Annotated in this window: 13 protein-coding genes and 1 pseudogene; 4 read left to right on the top strand and 10 right to left on the bottom strand. The window is 70.9% G+C overall.

Annotation, left to right across the window (positions count from 1 at the left end):
- The first annotated feature begins 125 nt into the window (after window positions 1–125).
- Window positions 126–752 (top strand): peptide deformylase, encoded by a 627-nt coding sequence (def, locus tag N4G66_RS16835; RefSeq protein WP_261704921.1) that lies wholly within the window; start codon window positions 126–128, stop codon window positions 750–752.
- A 21-nt stretch (window positions 753–773) separates the two neighbouring features.
- Here the strand turns inward: def and N4G66_RS16830 are convergent, their stop codons facing one another.
- Window positions 774–2,075, bottom strand: a complete 1,302-nt coding sequence (locus N4G66_RS16830) for a geranylgeranyl reductase family protein (RefSeq protein ID WP_261704920.1) — start codon at window positions 2,073–2,075, stop codon at window positions 774–776.
- A 98-nt stretch (window positions 2,076–2,173) separates the two neighbouring features.
- Between N4G66_RS16830 and N4G66_RS16825 the strand changes: the two genes are divergently transcribed.
- Both N4G66_RS16825 and N4G66_RS16820 read left to right on the top strand, forming a co-directional pair.
- Window positions 2,174–2,680 carry a GNAT family N-acetyltransferase gene (locus tag N4G66_RS16825; RefSeq protein WP_261704919.1) on the top strand — a complete coding sequence of 169 codons (507 nt, stop codon included), beginning with the start codon at window positions 2,174–2,176 and terminating at the stop codon, window positions 2,678–2,680.
- 149 nt (window positions 2,681–2,829) lie between these two features.
- Window positions 2,830–3,162, top strand: coding sequence for a PASTA domain-containing protein (locus tag N4G66_RS16820; RefSeq protein WP_261704918.1), 333 nt, complete (start codon window positions 2,830–2,832; stop codon window positions 3,160–3,162).
- A 46-nt stretch (window positions 3,163–3,208) separates the two neighbouring features.
- Here N4G66_RS16820 and N4G66_RS16815 read toward each other — a convergent pair whose 3' ends face one another.
- The 5 genes and pseudogenes from N4G66_RS16815 to N4G66_RS16800 form a co-directional block, all read right to left on the bottom strand.
- Entirely contained in the window at window positions 3,209–3,904 is a 696-nt protein-coding gene (locus N4G66_RS16815; protein ID WP_261704917.1) for a demethylmenaquinone methyltransferase, read from the bottom strand.
- Between the two features lie 247 nt (window positions 3,905–4,151).
- Window positions 4,152–4,448 (bottom strand): annotated as a pseudogene (locus tag N4G66_RS45915) (InlB B-repeat-containing protein); the annotation flags it as partial.
- 143 nt (window positions 4,449–4,591) lie between these two features.
- The gene (locus N4G66_RS16810) at window positions 4,592–6,118 is read right to left on the bottom strand and encodes an acyltransferase family protein (protein WP_261704916.1); all 1,527 of its coding nucleotides are present in this window, start codon (window positions 6,116–6,118) and stop codon (window positions 4,592–4,594) included.
- Window positions 6,119–8,455, bottom strand: coding sequence for a bifunctional polysaccharide deacetylase/glycosyltransferase family 2 protein (locus tag N4G66_RS16805; RefSeq protein WP_261704915.1), 2,337 nt, complete (start codon window positions 8,453–8,455; stop codon window positions 6,119–6,121). It lies immediately after the preceding gene.
- A gap of 19 nt (window positions 8,456–8,474) precedes the next feature.
- A complete protein-coding gene (locus N4G66_RS16800; RefSeq protein WP_261704914.1) occupies window positions 8,475–8,894 on the bottom strand; it encodes a hypothetical protein in 420 nt (139 codons plus the stop codon).
- Window positions 8,895–9,212: 318 nt separating this feature from the next.
- On the opposite strand from N4G66_RS16800, the gene N4G66_RS16795 reads away from it, so the two are divergent.
- Entirely contained in the window at window positions 9,213–10,256 is a 1,044-nt protein-coding gene (locus tag N4G66_RS16795) for a chitinase (RefSeq protein WP_261704913.1), read from the top strand.
- 20 nt (window positions 10,257–10,276) lie between these two features.
- On the opposite strand, the gene N4G66_RS16790 is transcribed toward N4G66_RS16795, so the two are convergent.
- The 4 genes from N4G66_RS16790 to N4G66_RS16775 form a co-directional block, all read right to left on the bottom strand.
- On the bottom strand, window positions 10,277–10,876 hold the full coding sequence (locus tag N4G66_RS16790; RefSeq protein ID WP_261704912.1) for an imidazolonepropionase-like domain-containing protein: 600 nt from the start codon (window positions 10,874–10,876) through the stop codon (window positions 10,277–10,279).
- A gap of 7 nt (window positions 10,877–10,883) precedes the next feature.
- Complete coding sequence (mqnC, locus tag N4G66_RS16785; RefSeq protein ID WP_261704911.1) at window positions 10,884–12,083, bottom strand: cyclic dehypoxanthinyl futalosine synthase; 1,200 nt, start codon at window positions 12,081–12,083, stop codon at window positions 10,884–10,886.
- 73 nt (window positions 12,084–12,156) lie between these two features.
- The gene (locus N4G66_RS16780; RefSeq protein ID WP_261704910.1) at window positions 12,157–12,894 is read right to left on the bottom strand and encodes a prepilin peptidase; all 738 of its coding nucleotides are present in this window, start codon (window positions 12,892–12,894) and stop codon (window positions 12,157–12,159) included.
- A gap of 204 nt (window positions 12,895–13,098) precedes the next feature.
- The gene (locus N4G66_RS16775) at window positions 13,099–16,191 is read right to left on the bottom strand and encodes a BTAD domain-containing putative transcriptional regulator (protein WP_261704909.1); all 3,093 of its coding nucleotides are present in this window, start codon (window positions 16,189–16,191) and stop codon (window positions 13,099–13,101) included.
- Window positions 16,192–16,359: the final 168 nt, after the last annotated feature.

Below are 16,359 nucleotides of genomic sequence, written 5' to 3'. Positions count from 1 at the left end.
TCGGGAGACGGTTCTCCGGGCTGTTCGGGCACGCCGCGCGACGGCATCCGCCAGGGTGGTAACCGGTGCCGGAGGGCGGCGGACCGCCGTCGGCCGCGGTGCCCGCGTACCCGAAGGAGACAGCGATGCCCCGTGTGTTCGTCCAGGGAAGCCCGGTCGACTCGTACCCGCCGCTCACGCCGGAGGCCCGGCGCGGAACCGTGCGGCGGATCACCGAGGTCGGGGAAGAGGTCCTGCACCGCCCCTGCCGGGACGTGACCGAGTTCGGTCCCGATCTCGCCGCGCTCGTCGACGACATGTTCCTGACCATGTACGTCGCCGACGGCGCCGGCCTCGCCGCGAACCAGGTCGGTGTGGATCTGCGGCTCTTCGTCTACGACTGCCCCGACGACGACGGCGTCCGGCACGTCGGCCACATCGCCAACCCGGTCCTGGAGCGGCTCGCACCCTCCGGACGCCGCCTCCTGGACGAGGGCGAGGGGTGTCTGTCCGTCCCGGGTGCCGTCGTCGACGTGCCCCGCCCCGACCGGGCCGTCGTGCGGGGCGTCGACAAGGACGGGCACCCGCTCGTCATCGAGGGCACGGGGTACTTCGCGCGCTGCCTGGAGCACGAGAGCGACCATCTCGACGGACACGTCTACCTGGACCGGCTCTCCCGGCGGGATCGCAAGGACGCCCTGCGGCAGGTGGCCGGGCGGCGCGAGCAGGTGGTGGCCCGTCGCGCCGCCAAGGAGTCGGAGCTGTCCCGGTGACCGCTCGGGCGGCCCGTCCGGTCAGGCCTTCGGGGCCACCTTCGAGAGGCCGTTGATGATGCGGTCCATCGCGTCGCCGCCCGTCGGGTCGGTGAGGTTCGCGAGCATCTTCAGCGTGAACTTCATCAGCATCGGGTGGCTCAGACCGCGCTGGGTGGCGATCTTCATGACCTTCGGGTTGCCGATGAGCTTCACGAAGGCGCGGCCGAGGGTGTAGTAGCCGCCGTAGGTGTCCTTGAGGACGCGCGGATAGCGCTGGAGGGCCAGTTCGCGCTGGCCCGGGGTGGCGCGCGCATGGGCCTGGACGATGACGTCGGCGACGATCTGGCCGGACTCCATGGCGTAGGCGATGCCCTCGCCGTTGAAGGGGTTCACCAGACCGCCGGCGTCACCCACCAGCAGCAGGCCCTTGGTGTAGTGCGGTTGACGGTTGAAGGCCATCGGGAGGGCCGCGCCGCGGATCGGGCCGGTCATGTTCTCGGGGGTGTAGCCCCAGTCCTCCGGCATCGAGGCGCACCAGGCCTTCAGGACCTCGCGCCAGTCCAGCTCCTTGAAGGAGTCGGAGGTGTTGAGGACACCGAGGCCGACGTTCGAGGTGCCGTCGCCCATGCCGAAGATCCACCCGTAGCCGGGCAGCAGACGGTCCTCGGCACCCCGGCGGTCCCACAGCTCCAGCCACGACTCCAGGTAGTCGTCCTCGTGACGCGGCGAGGTGAAGTACGTACGGACGGCGACGCCCATCGGGCGGTCCTCGCGGCGGTGCAGGCCCATCGCGAGCGACAGGCGACTGGAGTTGCCGTCCGCCGCCACCACCAGCGGCGCGTGGAAGGTCACCTCCCGCTTCTCCTTGGAGTCGGCGTCGCCCAGCTTCGCGTGCACGCCGGTGATACGGCCGGTGCGGTCGTCGACGATCGGAGCGCCGACGTTGCAGCGCTCGTACAGCCGCGCGCCCGCCTTCTGCGCCTGCCGCGCCAGCTGCTCGTCGAAGTCGTCCCGCTTCCGCACGAGTCCGTAGTCGGGGAAGGAGGCGAGATCCGGCCAGTCGAGCTGGAGGCGTACGCCGCCGCCGATGATGCGCAGGCCCTTGTTCCGGAGCCAGCCGGCTTCCTCGGAGATGTCGATGCCCATCGACACCAACTGCTTGGTGGCGCGCGGGGTCAGCCCGTCACCGCAGACCTTCTCGCGCGGGAAGGCCGTCTTCTCCAGGAGCAGGACGTCGAGTCCCGCCTTCGCCAGGTAGTACGCGGTGGTGGAACCGGCTGGCCCCGCCCCGACGACGATGACGTCGGCGGTGTTTTCGGAGAGGGGTTGGGGCTCGGTCACGGCGGGGTCTCCCCAAGACTCGAAATCAACGTGCCGACGGGCACTGGACATGGGCAGTCTATGCAGCGGTACCGATCACCCGGCTGAAGGGCTGCCCCGTGAACCGAGCTCTCCCCGATGTACGACTGCGCGTCCCCACCGACGAGGACGCTCTCGCCTGGCACCGGGTCTTCGACGACCCGGAGGTCATGGAGTTCCACGGGGGCCGCGCGGCAGAGCGGTCCGTCTACGAGGAGCTGACGGCGCGCCAGCGGCGGCACGACGCGGAGCGCGGTTTCTGCCTGTGGACGATGGTCGGCCCCGGGGACGAGGTGCTGGGCTTCACGGGCGCGCAGCCGTGGCCGCACGCCTGGGGGCCGGCCGGGCAGATCGAGATCGGCTGGCGGCTGGGGCGGGCGCACTGGGGCAAGGGGTACGTCACGGCGGCGGCACGGACCACCCTGGAGCGGGTCCGCGCGGCGGGCGTCACGGACGTCGTCGCGATGGTCGACGCGGGCAATGCCCGTTCCATCGCGGTGACGAGGCGGCTCGGCATGGAGCTCGCCGAGCGGTTCACGCTGCCCTCCTCGGCACAGGAGGGCCACCGCTACCGGCTGACCCTCTGACGGAGTCCGGGGCCGTCCCTCCGACGGGGTCCCGTATGCCTTCTCACGGAGTCCGGCAGGCCTTCTCACGGCTTCCGGCAGGCCTTCTCGCGGCTTCCGGAAGGGCGCGGGCGAGGCTTACCCTTCCGGTACCGCTGGGGGTGACGTCTGTGCGCATAACACCCAAGACACCCGAAGTGCGCGTACCGCGGCTCGTCGGTCTGATGGCCGTGGACGCGCGTGAGACGGCAGAGGCGCGAGGTGTACTGCTCGCCGCGCCCGACCGGCCCGACTTCCATCGGACGGTCGTCGACTACGTCGTACGACAATTTCCGCAGCCCGGGGCCGAAGTGCCGCGCGGAGCCGTCGTCACCGTGTGGTTCGACCTCGGGGACGCGGAGGGCGGCGCCGGAGTGCGTGAACCCCGGCCGCCCCTGCCGCCGTCGGGCGGGCTGCGCCGCGAACTCGACCAGCCCGGCGACCCGTTCGAGGTCCTCAGGTAGCAGCCGGTCCGGGCGGTCGTCCCGGCAAGGGGGCGGGCCGAGCGGTTCAGGCCTGCTTGTAGCCCCGGTGGAGGGCCACGATGCCGCCCGTCAGGTTGCGCCAGGCCACCTTCGACCAGCCGGCCTTCTGCAGCCGCTCGGCCAGTTCCGGCTGGGTCGGCCACGCTCGGATGGACTCGGCGAGATAGACGTAGGCGTCGGGGTTGGAGGAGGCGGCACGGGCGACCGGGGGCAGCGCGCGCATCAGGTACTCGGTGTAGACCGTGCGGAACGGCGCCCAGGTGGGGTGCGAGAACTCGCAGATCACGACGCGCCCGCCGGGCTTCGTCACGCGGTACAGCTCGCGGAGCGCGGTGTCGGTGTCCTGCACGTTGCGCAGCCCGAAGGAGATCGTGACGGCGTCGAACGTGTCGTCCTTGAAGGGCAGCCTGGTCGCGTCACCGGCCGTCAGCGGCAGCCAGGGATGGTTCCGCTTGCCGACGCGGAGCATCCCGAGGGAGAAGTCGCAGGGGACGACATAGGCGCCGGTGCGGGCGAAGGGCAGGGACGAGGTCGCCGTACCCGCCGCGAGGTCCAGGATCTTCTGTGCGGGGCGCGCGTCGACCGCCTTCGCGACCTCCTTGCGCCACACCCGGTCCTGGCCGAGCGACAGCAGGTCGTTCGTCAGGTCGTACCGTTCCGCCACGTCGTCGAACATCGAGGCGACTTCGTGCGGCTGCTTGTCCAGGGATGCGCGGGTCACGGTCCCATTGTGGCAGTACGGGCCGGGCGACTCTCCGGCGCCCGGCCGCAGAGGAGGGGCGCAGTCGGAAGCGCAGTCGGGGGCAGTCGAGGACACCTGCTCGGGGCGCTCCCTCCTGGTGGTTCCTCGCGCGGGATCGGAGACCGCCTTCCGCGCACGAGGAAGAGCGCCGCACCCGCCCCCGTGAACCGTGGGGAGGGTACGGCGCTGTCCGGCGGCCCTGGCGTACGCCGTCTACCTCCCGGCCGGCGAACTGGAAGCCCCCGTTGGGGGTGGCGTTGGCGGTGACCACCGAACCGGGGTCGTACGGGCCGAACTCGCTCGGCTTGACGCTGCCTCCGGCGACGGGGCTGGTGGCGAGGTCGGGAGAGACACGGTTGGTGACCGTTGAGGTGCGACAACCGGCCAGGAACTCGGCGGCCTGTGCGGCGACGGCGGCGTTGTTGTTCGCGTCACCGAGGGGCCGGCCGTTGAGCAGGTTCTCGGTGTTGGAGTACTGGTTGACGACCTGGCACGGCAGGTTGCAGGCAATGGAGCAGGCCATGATCGCGTGGTTCCGCTGGTCGGGGGTGACCCACCCGTAGTTGAAGGTACCCACGGGAGTCGTTCCCCCTGGGCCGACGCCCTCAGGTCCGGCCCCTCTGCCCGCCCTCGGGCGCTGCCCCGCTCCCGCCCTCGGGGTGGCCGTCACGGCAGAAGCCTGGGCTTCTTCCGGGCGGCCACGTCCTCGACCCAGCCGAACAGGGGGATCGCGGTCCAGATCAGCGCCCAGCCGATCGCGAACATGAACCACTGGCTCTCCAGGGGCAGCCACTTCTCGAAGGCCGGTACCTTCCAGAACTGGTCGATCAGCGGGACGGCCAGGATCAGCGCGATCTCGTGCCAGAGGTAGATCGTCACCGCACGCCCGTTGAAGATCGTCACCGTGCGGTCGAGCCGCTTGAAGCGGGCGAGCCAGGCGAAGTCGACGTCGTAGTACGCCTTGAAGTACATCAGCAGCGTCACGAAGCCCGCCGACCAGAAGGCCTGCGCGAGAGGGATCTCGTCAAGGTCGTAGGTGCCGAACTCCGCCTGGTGCGCCAGGGCGTACCAGCCGCCGTACGCGAGCGCCGCCAGCGAGGCGAGGACCACCGCGACCGGCTTCAGGCGCTGGAGCACCCCCTCGCGGTGCGCGAAGCCGACGAGCCAGCAGAAGAGATAGGTGGCGAGGTCCGTGAGGGCGCTGCCGAAGCGGTCGCCCGACGGCTGCCAGCCGTACTGGAAGACCACGATCGGGACGAGCGAGAGCAGCAGGACCGGAATCGGGGCCTTGCGGAAGGCCTTCAGGAGCAGGGGGGAGAGCAGTACGAACCAGAGGTACGTCCGCAGGTACCAGAGGATCTCCCAGGCCTGCACGCCCCACTGGCTTCCCGGCGGGTCGCCCACCGGGACGATCCAGAACACGATCTGCCAGCCCGGCATCCAGCCGTGGATCATCATCGCCATCACGACGAACAGACCCCAGAACCAGAACGGCGGCAGCAGTCGCCTCATCCGGCTTCTGACCACCTTGAGCGCGGGGCGCTCCAGGGACTTGGCCATCAGCGTGCCGGCGAGCGCGAACATCACGCCCATCGACGGGAAGACCAGGCCGGCCCAGGCCCAGCCGAAGGTGTGGTACGTGACGACGCGGACCAGGGCGACGGCGCGGAGGGCGTCGAAGTAGCGGTCGCGGCCCCCTGCTCCTTTCGCCGTCCCCGCCCCCGCCCCCGTCCCCGTCGCCGTCGCCGTCGCCGTCGCCGTCGCCGTCGGGGCAGGCTCCTCCGGTGAGTCTTCGGGAGAGTTCTCGGCAGCCGGCCGGGAAGGGGTCCGGGGAGGGTTCTCGGGACCGTACTGCCACTGTTCCTCGTACGGCACCGCCTGCTCGTACGGCATCGCCTGCTCGTACCGGACCGACCCCCCATGCTGGACCGGCTCCCCGTAGCGGACCGGTTGCTCGTAGCGGACCGGTTGCTCGTACGGGACCGGCTCCTCGTACCCGACCGGCTGCTGGTACGACACCGGCTGCTCGGGCTGCTGTCCGTACGGCACGGTCTGTCCATACGGCACGGTCTGTTCGTGCGGGCGCCCGTACCCGGGGTCGTACCCGTGTCCGGGGCCGTCCGGATACCCGTGCCCGCGCCCGTATCCTTCGTCGTACCCCTGCTGTCCCGGTTGTTCCGCGCCCCAGGTCATCTAGCTCACTCCTGCCGGGGTTCCGACCTCGCCCGTGCGCTTGAGCTTCTGCCAGCGGAGGCGGCCGCCGGTCAGGGCCGTGACGCAGGAGTGGATCAGGACCAGGTACATCATCTGGCGGTAGGCGAGTTGCTGCAGCGGCAGCATCGCGAGGTAGCGGTACTTCTCCCGGTCGAGCCGGAACGCGTAGGCCGCGCAGATCAGTTGGACCGCGAGGACGGCCAGCCAGGCGAGGAGCGCGGCCCGGAAGTCCACGAAGATCATCGAGTAGACGGTGAACACGTCGATGAGCGGCGCGAACACCGGTGTGACGATCTGGAAGAGAACCACCAGCGGCATACCCACGCGGCCGAAGCGACCCGAAGGCCCCTTGTCCGTCAGGGACTTTCGGTGCTTCCACAGCGCCTGCATGGTGCCGTAGCTCCAGCGGTAGCGCTGCGACCACAGCTGCTTGAGCGAACCGGGCGCCTCCGTCCAGGCCCTGGCGTGCTCCTGGTAGACGACCCGCCACCCCGCACGGTGCATGGCGATGGTGATGTCGGTGTCCTCGGCGAGCGTGTCCTCGCTCATGCCGCCGACCTCCAGCACCGCGTCCCGGCGGAACGCGCCGATCGCGCCGGGGATGGTGGGCATGCAGCGCAGCAGGTCGTACATGCGGCGGTCGAGGTTGAAGCCCATCACGTACTCGATGTGCTGCCAGGCGCCGATCATGGTGTTGCGGTTGCCGACCTTGGCGTTGCCCGCGACCGCCCCGATCTCCGGGTCGGCGAAGGGCTGCACGAGCTGGTGGACGGCGTCCGGCTCGAAGACGGTGTCGCCGTCCATCATCACGACGATGTCGTAACGCGCGTTGCGGACACCGTTGTTGAGCGCGGCGGGCTTGCCCGCGTTCTCCTGCCGGATGACGCGGACGTTCGGCATGCCGAGCGACTCGGCGATCTCGGACGTGTTGTCCTCGGAGCCGTCGTCGACCACGATGATCTCGATCGGATGCGTGCTCTTCGCCAGCGACTTCAGGGTGTTGGCGATGCATTCCTTCTCGTTGTACGCGGGCACGATCACGGTCACCGGCCGGGTGACCGTCGGCCCCCAGCTGAACTTGCCGCCCCGGCCGCCTCCGCGGTTGCGGTTGCGCTGCCGGTAGTGCCGGCGGGCGAGAACCAGCATCATCCCGAACCGGCCCATGACGGCGACGCCGACGACGACGAGGAACCAGGACAGCGCCGGTACGACCCATTCGGCGACCGCCACGGCGTAGACGAGCGCCTTGCCCTCGTAGAGGGTCGCGCCGGTGGCCTTCCGCTGGGCGGACTGCGCGCCGCCGCCCGCGGCGCCACCCGACGCCGAACCGGGGTCGGCCTGCTGACCGTTCGCCTGCTGCCCGTTCGCCTGCCGGCCGGGAGGGGCGGTGGAACCGGTGGCCGTTCCGCTGCCGCGGGCCTGGAACGCGGCCTGGTTCAGTTCGGCCTGGGCGCCGCTGACCGTGGTGAAGGTGTAGCCCTTCGCCTTCATCTTCTTGATGTACGCGCCGAGTGCCGCGACCGTCTGCGAGCGGTCGCCGCCCGCGTCGTGCATGAGGACGATGGCACCCTGGCTCTTCTTCGGTGTCGCCCATTGGACGATCTTCGAGACGCCCGGCTTCTTCCAGTCGTCGCTGTCGGTGTCGACGAAGACGCTGGTGTAGCCGAGGCTGCCGAGCTCCTTGTAGACGGGCCAGCTGTAGTTGTCGACGGCGCTGATCTCCGACGAGTACGGGGCCCGGAACAGCGTGGTGGTGATGCCCGCCGCGCCGGCGAGGGCCAACTGCGTCTGCTTCAGCTCACGTTGGAGGCGGGCGGTGCTCTGGTAGGAGAGGTCGACGTGGGTGAACGTGTGGATGCCGACCTCGTTGCCCTGGTCCACCAGGGTCTTCACCACGTCCGGGTAGCGGGAGATCATCGAGCCGACCATGAAGAAGGTGGCCTCGACGTCGTTCTCCTCAAGGACCTTGAGGACTTCGGGCGTCCAGCTCGCGGTCGGCCCGTCGTCGAAGGTCAGCACGATGGTCTTCTTCGGCACGGACTGGGTCTTCGCGGTGCCGTTGGCGAAGCTCAGGATGGGCCCGCCGCCGAGAATGCTGTCGGGGACCTTGTCGTAGGCCGCGCCGTCGCGGACCCGTGCGTCGTTGCCGATCTCGGAGCGCAGATAGCCGTCGAGCAGCATCACGCTGACGAGTGCCAGCAGGAGCAGCAGGGCGAGGATGACACGGGGTTTCTGCAGTGCCGCGGCCTTGCCGGCGGCCCGCTCCATCTTGGAGGGGGCGCGCCGACGGCCGCGCGTGGGCGTCGTCGTAGTCATGAGGGTGGGTGCGTCCCCGTCAGTTGGCGCCGGTGGAGGCGGACGCCCCGGCGGTTGTCGTGGGAGCGGAGGAGGGCGCGGACCCGGTGGGCGGACCCGACGGCGGGGTGCCGGTGGGCGCTCCGCCCGGGGCGCCACTGGGGGCGATGCCGCCCTGCTGCGCGCCGTAGCCTCCGCCGGGTGCGGAGCCGGCCCGGCCGCCGTCGAAGGGGAGCAGCGAGGACGGTGTCAGCGAGGTGCCCCAGCCCATGAAGGCCATGCCGAGCACGACGGCGTAGCCGAGACAGACGACGCCGACGAGCATGCCGATTCTGCTCAGCAGGCGGGCGCGGCGCCCGGAGTTGTCAACGAACACGGGGCCGTCCACGGCCCCGCTGCCGCGTTTGCGGCGGCGGCCACGCACCTGGGCACGGTTTTCGATGGCGGACTCGGATTGCATTCCCCAGACGGTAGGACGCGTTTATGTGTCAGAAACTCTGCCTTCCGTGTGAGCGGCCCATGAGGGATGCCCCAACCTGTATTTTCTCTATGAGAATCAACGAATGTCCGCACAGCTCAGGCTCGATGAGTATGGAAGATATGCGCCATTTCAAAGCCCGAATCACCCCGATTGCTGACACTATTTCCCGCGGCTCCCATACATGATCCCCATTCGGCATTCCGGTCCGGATGTGACACATTTCCAGTCGGGGAACGACCGTTTGTTTCCGTCCTGAGACAGAAATCACGAGAGCTCACGAGAGCGGGTGCGTGCACAATGCGGAGTTTCCTGAGGCCGGCCGCCGGAGTCGTCTGCCTGGTGGCCCTGGCCTGTGCGGGGTGCTCCTCGGGGGGCAAAGACGCCTCGGACGCGGCGTCCGCGCGGTCCGGCGGGACGACGGCCGCGGCACCGTCACCGAACCCGGGCGCGACACAGTCGTCGGCCACCTCGTACGCCCCGTACGTGAGCGCCACGACCGCCGCCGACACCGACTCGGCGGGCTCACCGACCACCTACAACCTGGCCTTCGTGATCTCCGACGGCAGCGGCTGCACACCGAAGTGGGACGGGATGTACGCCATCGGCGACACGGCCGTGAAGTCCCGGATATCGGCGCTCAAGAAGTCCGGGGCGAGCGTGCGGGTGTCGTTCGGCGGCGCGTCCGGCAAGGAGCTGGCGTCGACGTGCGACAACGCGGGCGACCTCGCGAAGGCCTACGGCGCGGCACTGGACGCCGCCGGCTCCGCGCAGGCGGACTTCGACATCGAGGGCACCCAGTTGAGCGACTCGGCCTCGGTCGCGCGGCGCTCCGAGGCCATCGCGCTGCTCCAGAAGAAGCGCCCCGGTCTGACGGTGTCCTTCACCCTGCCCGTGATGCCGTCCGGCCTCGACGCCGACGGCCTGGCGCTCCTGGAGTCCGCCAACGACCACTCCCTGGACGTCTCCACCGTCGACATCATGACCATGAACTACGGCAGTTCGTACGCCGACGACATGGGTGACTACGCGATCACGTCCGCCGAGGCTGCGCACGACCAGCTGAAGAAGGTGTTCGGGCTGTCGAGCGCCGACGCCTGGCAGGGGCTCGCGCTCACCTCGATGATCGGCGTCAACGACGTGGACAACGAGACGTTCGGCCTCTCGGACGCGGCGCAGGTACGGGCGTTCGCGGAGAAGGAGGGGGTGGCCTGGGTGTCGATGTGGTCGACGTTCCGGGACCGGCAGTGCGAGGAGGGCAGCGCCACGGCGGGCGGCGCGGCGACCGACTGCAGTGGCGTGAAGCAGAGTTCGGGGGCGTTCGCGAAGGCTTTCGCCGGCTGAGCCGACGACACGTGCCGTGATCAGCGGCTCCGGTACACCAGCCGCCCGCCGATCACGGTCGCCACGCAGGTTCCCGCACCGCGCCGGACCAGTTCGGCGCGGTCCGCCACGTCGAACACGGCGAACCGGGCGGGACCGCCCGGCGTCAGCCCCGGCAGCATGATCAGGGGGGTCGGGGACAGCGCCGGTGGACCCGCGAGCCGGTCCGGCCGCCGCCCCACCGCGAGACCGACCCTGCGCACCGCGTCGACCACGACTCGCGACCGCAGGTCCCCGCCCACCGCCACCGTGCCGTGCGCCAGCAACCGCTGGATCCCGCGCCGCGCGCTCGCGCCGACGCGTGCGGGATCGGCGCGGAAGATCCGCTTGGCCCGCTCCCCGCCGATGGGCTCGGTGCCGAAGCCTTCGGCCTCGCGCGGGTCCGGGTGGTACATGGCCTCCAGGAGCTCCGGGCCGTACGGGTTCAGCAGCCCCGGCGTCAGGATGCCGGGCCAGCGCCGAGCCCTCGCATCCGGGTGGGTGGCGGCCAGTTCCTCGTACGGGCCGACGGCGGCGACGGCTGCCCCGTCGACCAGGACCGAGGCCTCGGGCGACTGCTCGGCTACGTGAAGTGTCAGCACGGCGCGGCTAGTTGGAGGCCAGCAGCTTCAGCTCGGGGTGCGCCGTGCCGCCCTCGATCGCCGTCGAGGAGATGTGGGACATGACGCGCTCGTCGACCGGGTCGTTCGCCGGGTCGTCGTGGACGACGATGTGCTCGTACGTCGTGGTCCGCTGGGCGGGGACGCGGCCCGCCTTGCGGATCAGGTCGATGATCTCCATGCGGTTGGAGCGGTGCTTGGCGCCTGCGGAGGAGACGACGTTCTCCTCCAGCATGATCGAGCCGAGGTCGTCCGCGCCGTAGTGCAGCGAGAGCTGGCCGACCTCCTTGCCGGTGGTCAGCCAGGAACCCTGGATGTGGGCGACGTTGTCGAGGAAGAGGCGGGCGATCGCGATCATCCGCAGGTACTCGAAGAGCGTCGCCTGCGTGCGGCCCTTCAGGTGGTTGTTCTCGGGCTGGTAGGTGTACGGGATGAAGGCGCGGAAGCCGCCCGTCCGGTCCTGTACGTCACGGATCATCCGCAGGTGCTCGATGCGCTCGGCGTTCGTCTCGCCGGTACCCATCAGCATGGTGGACGTCGACTCGACGCCCAGCCCGTGCGCGATCTCCATGATCTCCAGCCACCGCTCGCCGCTCTCCTTGAGCGGGGCGATCGCCTTGCGGGGGCGCGCGGGGAGCAGTTCGGCGCCGGCGCCGGCGAACGAGTCGAGACCGGCCGCGTGGATCCGCTGGATGGCCTCCTCGACGCTCACCTCGGAGATCCGGGCCATGTGCTCGACCTCGGACGCGCCGAGGGAGTGGATGACCAGCTCGGGGTACGCGCCCTTGATCGCGGCGAAGTGCTTCTCGTAGTACTCGACGCCGTAGTCCGGGTGGTGACCGCCCTGGAACATGATCTGCGTCCCGCCGAGCTCGACGGTCTCCGCGCAGCGGCGCAGGATGTCGTCGAGGTCGCGGGTCCAGCCCTTGGCGGTGTCCTTGGGGGCGGCGTAGAAGGCGCAGAACTTGCACGCCGTGACACACACGTTCGTGTAGTTGATGTTGCGCTCGATGATGTACGTCGCGATGTGCTCGGTACCCGCGTACCTGCGGCGGCGTACGGCGTCGGCGGCTGCGCCGAGCGCGTGCAGCGGGGCGTCGCGGTAGAGGACGAGCGCCTCTTCCGGAGTGATCCGCCCACCCTCGGCGGCACGGTCCAGCACGGACTGAAGGTCGGCCTTCTCGATCACCGGGAGCGTCCCTTTCGTAAGGGTTGTGGACAGACTCAAACCACCCTACGCCAGCCCACCGCGCGGGCCGACGTCAGGCCGTGTAAGCCCCGATCAGAAGTCCCGCGTACGCCCCCGCGATCAGGAACGGGCCGAAGGGGATCGACGTCTTGCGCCCCGCGCGCCGCATGACGACCAGCCCCAGCCCGTACAGCCCGCCGAACAGGAACCCGGCGAAGGTTCCCAGGATCACCACGCTCCACCCGTACCAGCCGAGCACCGCGCCGAGACCGAGGGCCAGTTTCACGTCGCCGAAGCCCATGCCGTTGGGGTTGATGAGGAAGAGCACGAAGTACCCGCCCCCGAGCGCGAGCGCCCCGAACAGTGCCGTCAGCCACTCCCCCGCGTGCTCGGGCAGGGCAGCGGCCACCCCGAGCAGCGCGAGCGCCGCCACCGCGAGCGGCAGGGTCAGCGCGTCCGGCAGCCGCTGCACCCGGAAGTCGACCACGGCGAGCAGGACGCCGAGCGGCGCGAGCAGCAGCCAGACGCCCAGCTCCGGACGCGTACCCGTCGCGAGGGCGAGCCCGGCGCAGAGCAGGGTGGTGACCGGCGATACGAGGAGGACGCTCGGGCCGTACCGGGTTCCGCCCGGTGAACGAGCGAGCCCGAGCCACCCGCGCGCGGCCCCGGTGATCGGCTGCCCTTCGGGACAGCGGTCCCGCCACGGCTCGTCGGGCTCGACGGCGAAGCGGTACGCGGGCCGGGGCACCAGAAGCCCCGCCGCCGCGCCCCAGAGCGCGGCGGCGACGGTGAGCCAGAGGTCGAGATCCACGCGTTCCCCCAGGAAGATCCGTTACGACGGCCGCAGCCACAGCACCGGGCTCGGCCACGGCCGTTCGATCCCGGCCGTCCAGCACCGGCCGTCCAGCACCGGGCTCAGCCCCGGCCGGTCGGCCAAGGCCGTTCCGCCCCGGCCGATCAACCCCGGCCGTTCAGCCACCGCAGCGGGCGACCGCGTCGCCGGGGCGGCCGTGCCTCATCCCACCGCGGTCGCGCCGCTTCGCCAGGTCGGCAGCAGCTCGTCGAGCAGCGCCTCCGTCCGGGGCGGCAGCCCGCGCGCCCCGCTGCGGGCGACCAGATCGGTGGCGAGCCGCTTCAACCGGTCGCTGTCCCCCGTCGCGTGCGTCGCGCGCAGCAGCTCGTTCCAGAGCCGCTCGTCCGCCGGCGCCGAGTTCATCGACGCGTTCAGCGCCTCGATCGCCTTCTCCGCCCGGTCCTTCTCCAGATGGAACGCGGAGAGCGCGAGGCCGATGTCCGCGACGAGCAAGGGCAGCTGCGCGTCGATGATCTCGTGGGTGAGCCAGCCGTAGCGCCCTTCCGGGCGGTCGGCGAGCAGCGGGCCGCGGACCAGGACGAGCGCGTCGGTGAGCAACCGCCCGCGCACCACACGGCTGTTGACCCCCTTGCCCTGCGTCGCCTCGTGATAGAGGGAACGCAGCACGTCCAGGTCGGAGACGACGGACTTGGCGAGCGTGAGACGTCCGGTCGCGTCGGTGCCGAGGCGGGGAGTGCCGTCCGGGTCGTTGCCGAGCCAGCCGCGCAACCGCTCGACGAGCGCGTCGCGCACGTCCTCGGTGACGCCACGCGGCCACAGCGCGGCGGACAGCACGCGCGGGTGCACCCCTTCGCGGTGCAGCAGGAGCAGCGCCAGCGCCTCGTGCAGCAGCGGGCTGCGTTCGCCGTCGGGCGTCTCCAGGCCGATGATCTCGTACGGGCCCACGAGCCGCGCGTACACGGCGGGCCGCCCCTGTTCGCTGACGTCGACGAGGAACGGCGGGGAGTCCGTAGGCCCGTCGGGACCGCCCTCGGGGTCGGCCTCGACGAAGAGTTCCACGACCGCCCGCTGCTGCGCGACCGGCAGCATCTGCGCGTCGAGTTCGAGGCCGAGCAGTGGCGCGAGCAGCTTGCCCTCGCGGGTGATCTCCATCTCCCAGGCGGCGCCGGGCAGTTCGCCGGACTCGGTACCGACGAGGTAGCCGATCCCCAACCGCCCGGCGTCGGCGGCCAGTTCTGCGAGCTTGAGGGCATCCTCGGTGGAGGGTTCGGCGGCCAGCAGCACGAGGTGCGGGGCCCAACGGGTGTGCTGGGCCGGTCCGGTGCGGCCGGTGAGCACGGAGTCGTGTCCGGCGGCCCCCAGCGCGCCGCGCCGCTGCCGTGTCTCCGCCTCCATGGTCTCGACGAGCGCCTCGATGTCGTCGAGGTGGCGCAGCCGGTTGGGCGCGAGCGGCGTCAGGTCCTCACCGAAGCCGACGAGCGTGATCGTCATGCGGTCCGACCAGCCGTTGGTCGCCAACTCGGCGGCGACGGAGGCGAAGACGCCCGCACGGTCGGTCGCGCTTCCGCTCAAGGAGACCATGCCGGGCACGGACTCCAGATTGAGCAGCAGCCGCGAGTCGTCCATGGTGCCGAGGCTGACGAGGCCGGGGTAGGGGGCCGCGGTGTCGACCTCTTCGTACCGCTCGGCGTCGGCCCGTGCCAGCATCCAGAACGTCTGGTCCTGGCCGAGCTGCCACGGCGCGGGCGGCTTTCCGGCCGGCTGGGCGAGCTGGAGGTGCAGATCGCCGTTGCCGCCGAGCCAGGCCGCGTACACGGTCGGCAGCGGGCGCGACTCGGCGGCGAGAGTGGCCGCGAGTCCGCGCAGGGACAGGTCGAGGAGGCGTACGCCCTCGGGGTCGGCGCCGACGAGCAGCGCGTCCTGGGCGTCCGCGGCGGACCCGGTCGGAACCGGCGGCTCCATGCCGCGCCGCCCACCGACCGCGCCGAGCGCCGACTGCCACAGGGCCTGGCGGCGGCGTCGGCCGAGGGCACCGAGGAGGCCCGCGGCGAGGAGGGGCGCGCCGACGAGGGCCTCGGGCAGCCCGAACCCGCTCTCCCCGAAGGTCCGCGAGTCGCGCCCGTCCTGCGAGCCCTGTCCGCTCTGCTGCGTCTGTTCGCCCTGCCGGCTCTGTTCGTTCTGTTCGTTCTGCGCGTTCGATGCGGCTTCGGAGGAGGCGTGTTCCCGCTGCCGGCTGTCGTCGCCGCCGCGGTCGTCACCGACCCGCTGCTGGGGCACATGAATGTGCGCGGTGTCCCGGTCGCCCTGGTCGTTCTGCCGGTTGCTGCCGCCGGCCTGTTTGCCGCCGGCCTGCTGGTGGTCACCGGTCCTGGAGTAGTCGTGGATCTGCTGCTGGACCTGCTGCGGGATCTCGGCCGCCGCGTCGGGCATCTCGACGAGCTCGCCGCCGTGGGCGTCGCCGGGCATCTCCATGATCCAGCCGGGCCGGATGAGGCTGGCCTCGGACAGCTTGGACCCGTCGGGCTGCGTACGGTCCTTGTTGAGCTGGTAGATCTCCTTGTACCGGCGCCCGTCACCGAGGTGCCGCTGTGCGATCTCCCAGAGCGAGTCGTGGTGCCGCCCCTCGGGGGGCTGGATCCGGTAGTACTTCGTGTCGCCGTGCTGGACGGAAGCGCCGCTGTCCGCCTCGGACGCCGCTTGGGACGCGGCGTCGGCCGCCTGTTCCGCGACCGCGGCGGCGCCCGCGGCGGCCTGCTCCCGCTGCTGCCCGAACAGCCCGCCGGGGGTCTGCTGCGCGGCGGCGACGGAACCGTGCTGGTTGCCCTCCAGGCTCTGGCCGAGCTGCGAGAGGCCCGGCGTGAAGCTCGCGGCGGCGGCGCCGACGAGCAGGAGCGCCGCGACGAGCTGCCGGGCCAGCAACTGGCTCGGCCCGGCGCCCGGTACGCGGTTCGGCAGCCCGACGCCCGACAGCGCGGCCTTCATCTCGACGAGCACGCAGGCGGTGAACTGCGCCCACGCGAACCACACGATGACCGTCAGCACATGGATGAACGTGCCGACGGTGATCTCCTGCTGGAGCCAGTCCCACGAGGGCGCTCCGTGCGGCAGCGGCCACCCCACGGCGACGACCAGCGCGCCGGGCACGCCGACGAGCAGCACCAGCAGGGCGGCGAACGCCCCGAACGCCTTGACGAAGTCCCCGAACGTCCGACGACGCCGGGGCAGGGGCTGCGGCGTCCGATTCCTCGGACCAGGCGAGCCGCCCGTCGAACTGGAAGTGGTGCGTCGCGCCATGGCGGGTGTCCTGGGGTCGTATGGGAAGGGCGTGAGTTCGGGGGTGAACCGAGCCTACTGAGAGTCTAAGGAGGGTGTCGAAGGCCGGGCAGGGGGTGCCGGGCAGCAGCCGTCCCTTTCGTCACCAACCACCCCGTAGAACCGAGTTGCCGTCCCGCCCGGCGTTCC

The sequence above is a fragment of the Streptomyces rhizosphaerihabitans genome (assembly GCF_025399795.1).
GTDB lineage: Bacteria > Actinomycetota > Actinomycetes > Streptomycetales > Streptomycetaceae > Streptomyces > Streptomyces rhizosphaerihabitans.
Note: the sequence above shows the minus strand (reverse complement) of the source record. Positions and strands in the feature narration are given on the sequence as shown.

Bases quoted from the DNA above. Each gene is read 5' to 3' on its own strand.
- def (WP_261704921.1), top strand. From the start codon at position 126: ATGCCCCGTGTGTTCGTCCAGGGAAGCCCGGTCGACTCGTACCCGCCG.
- N4G66_RS16810 (WP_261704916.1), bottom strand. From the start codon at position 6,118: ATGACCTGGGGCGCGGAACAACCGGGACAGCAGGGGTACGACGAAGGA.
- N4G66_RS16805 (WP_261704915.1), bottom strand. From the start codon at position 8,455: ATGACTACGACGACGCCCACGCGCGGCCGTCGGCGCGCCCCCTCCAAG.
- N4G66_RS16800 (WP_261704914.1), bottom strand. From the start codon at position 8,894: ATGCAATCCGAGTCCGCCATCGAAAACCGTGCCCAGGTGCGTGGCCGC.
- N4G66_RS16795 (WP_261704913.1), top strand. From the start codon at position 9,213: ATGCGGAGTTTCCTGAGGCCGGCCGCCGGAGTCGTCTGCCTGGTGGCC.
- N4G66_RS16775 (WP_261704909.1), bottom strand. From the start codon at position 16,191: ATGGCGCGACGCACCACTTCCAGTTCGACGGGCGGCTCGCCTGGTCCG.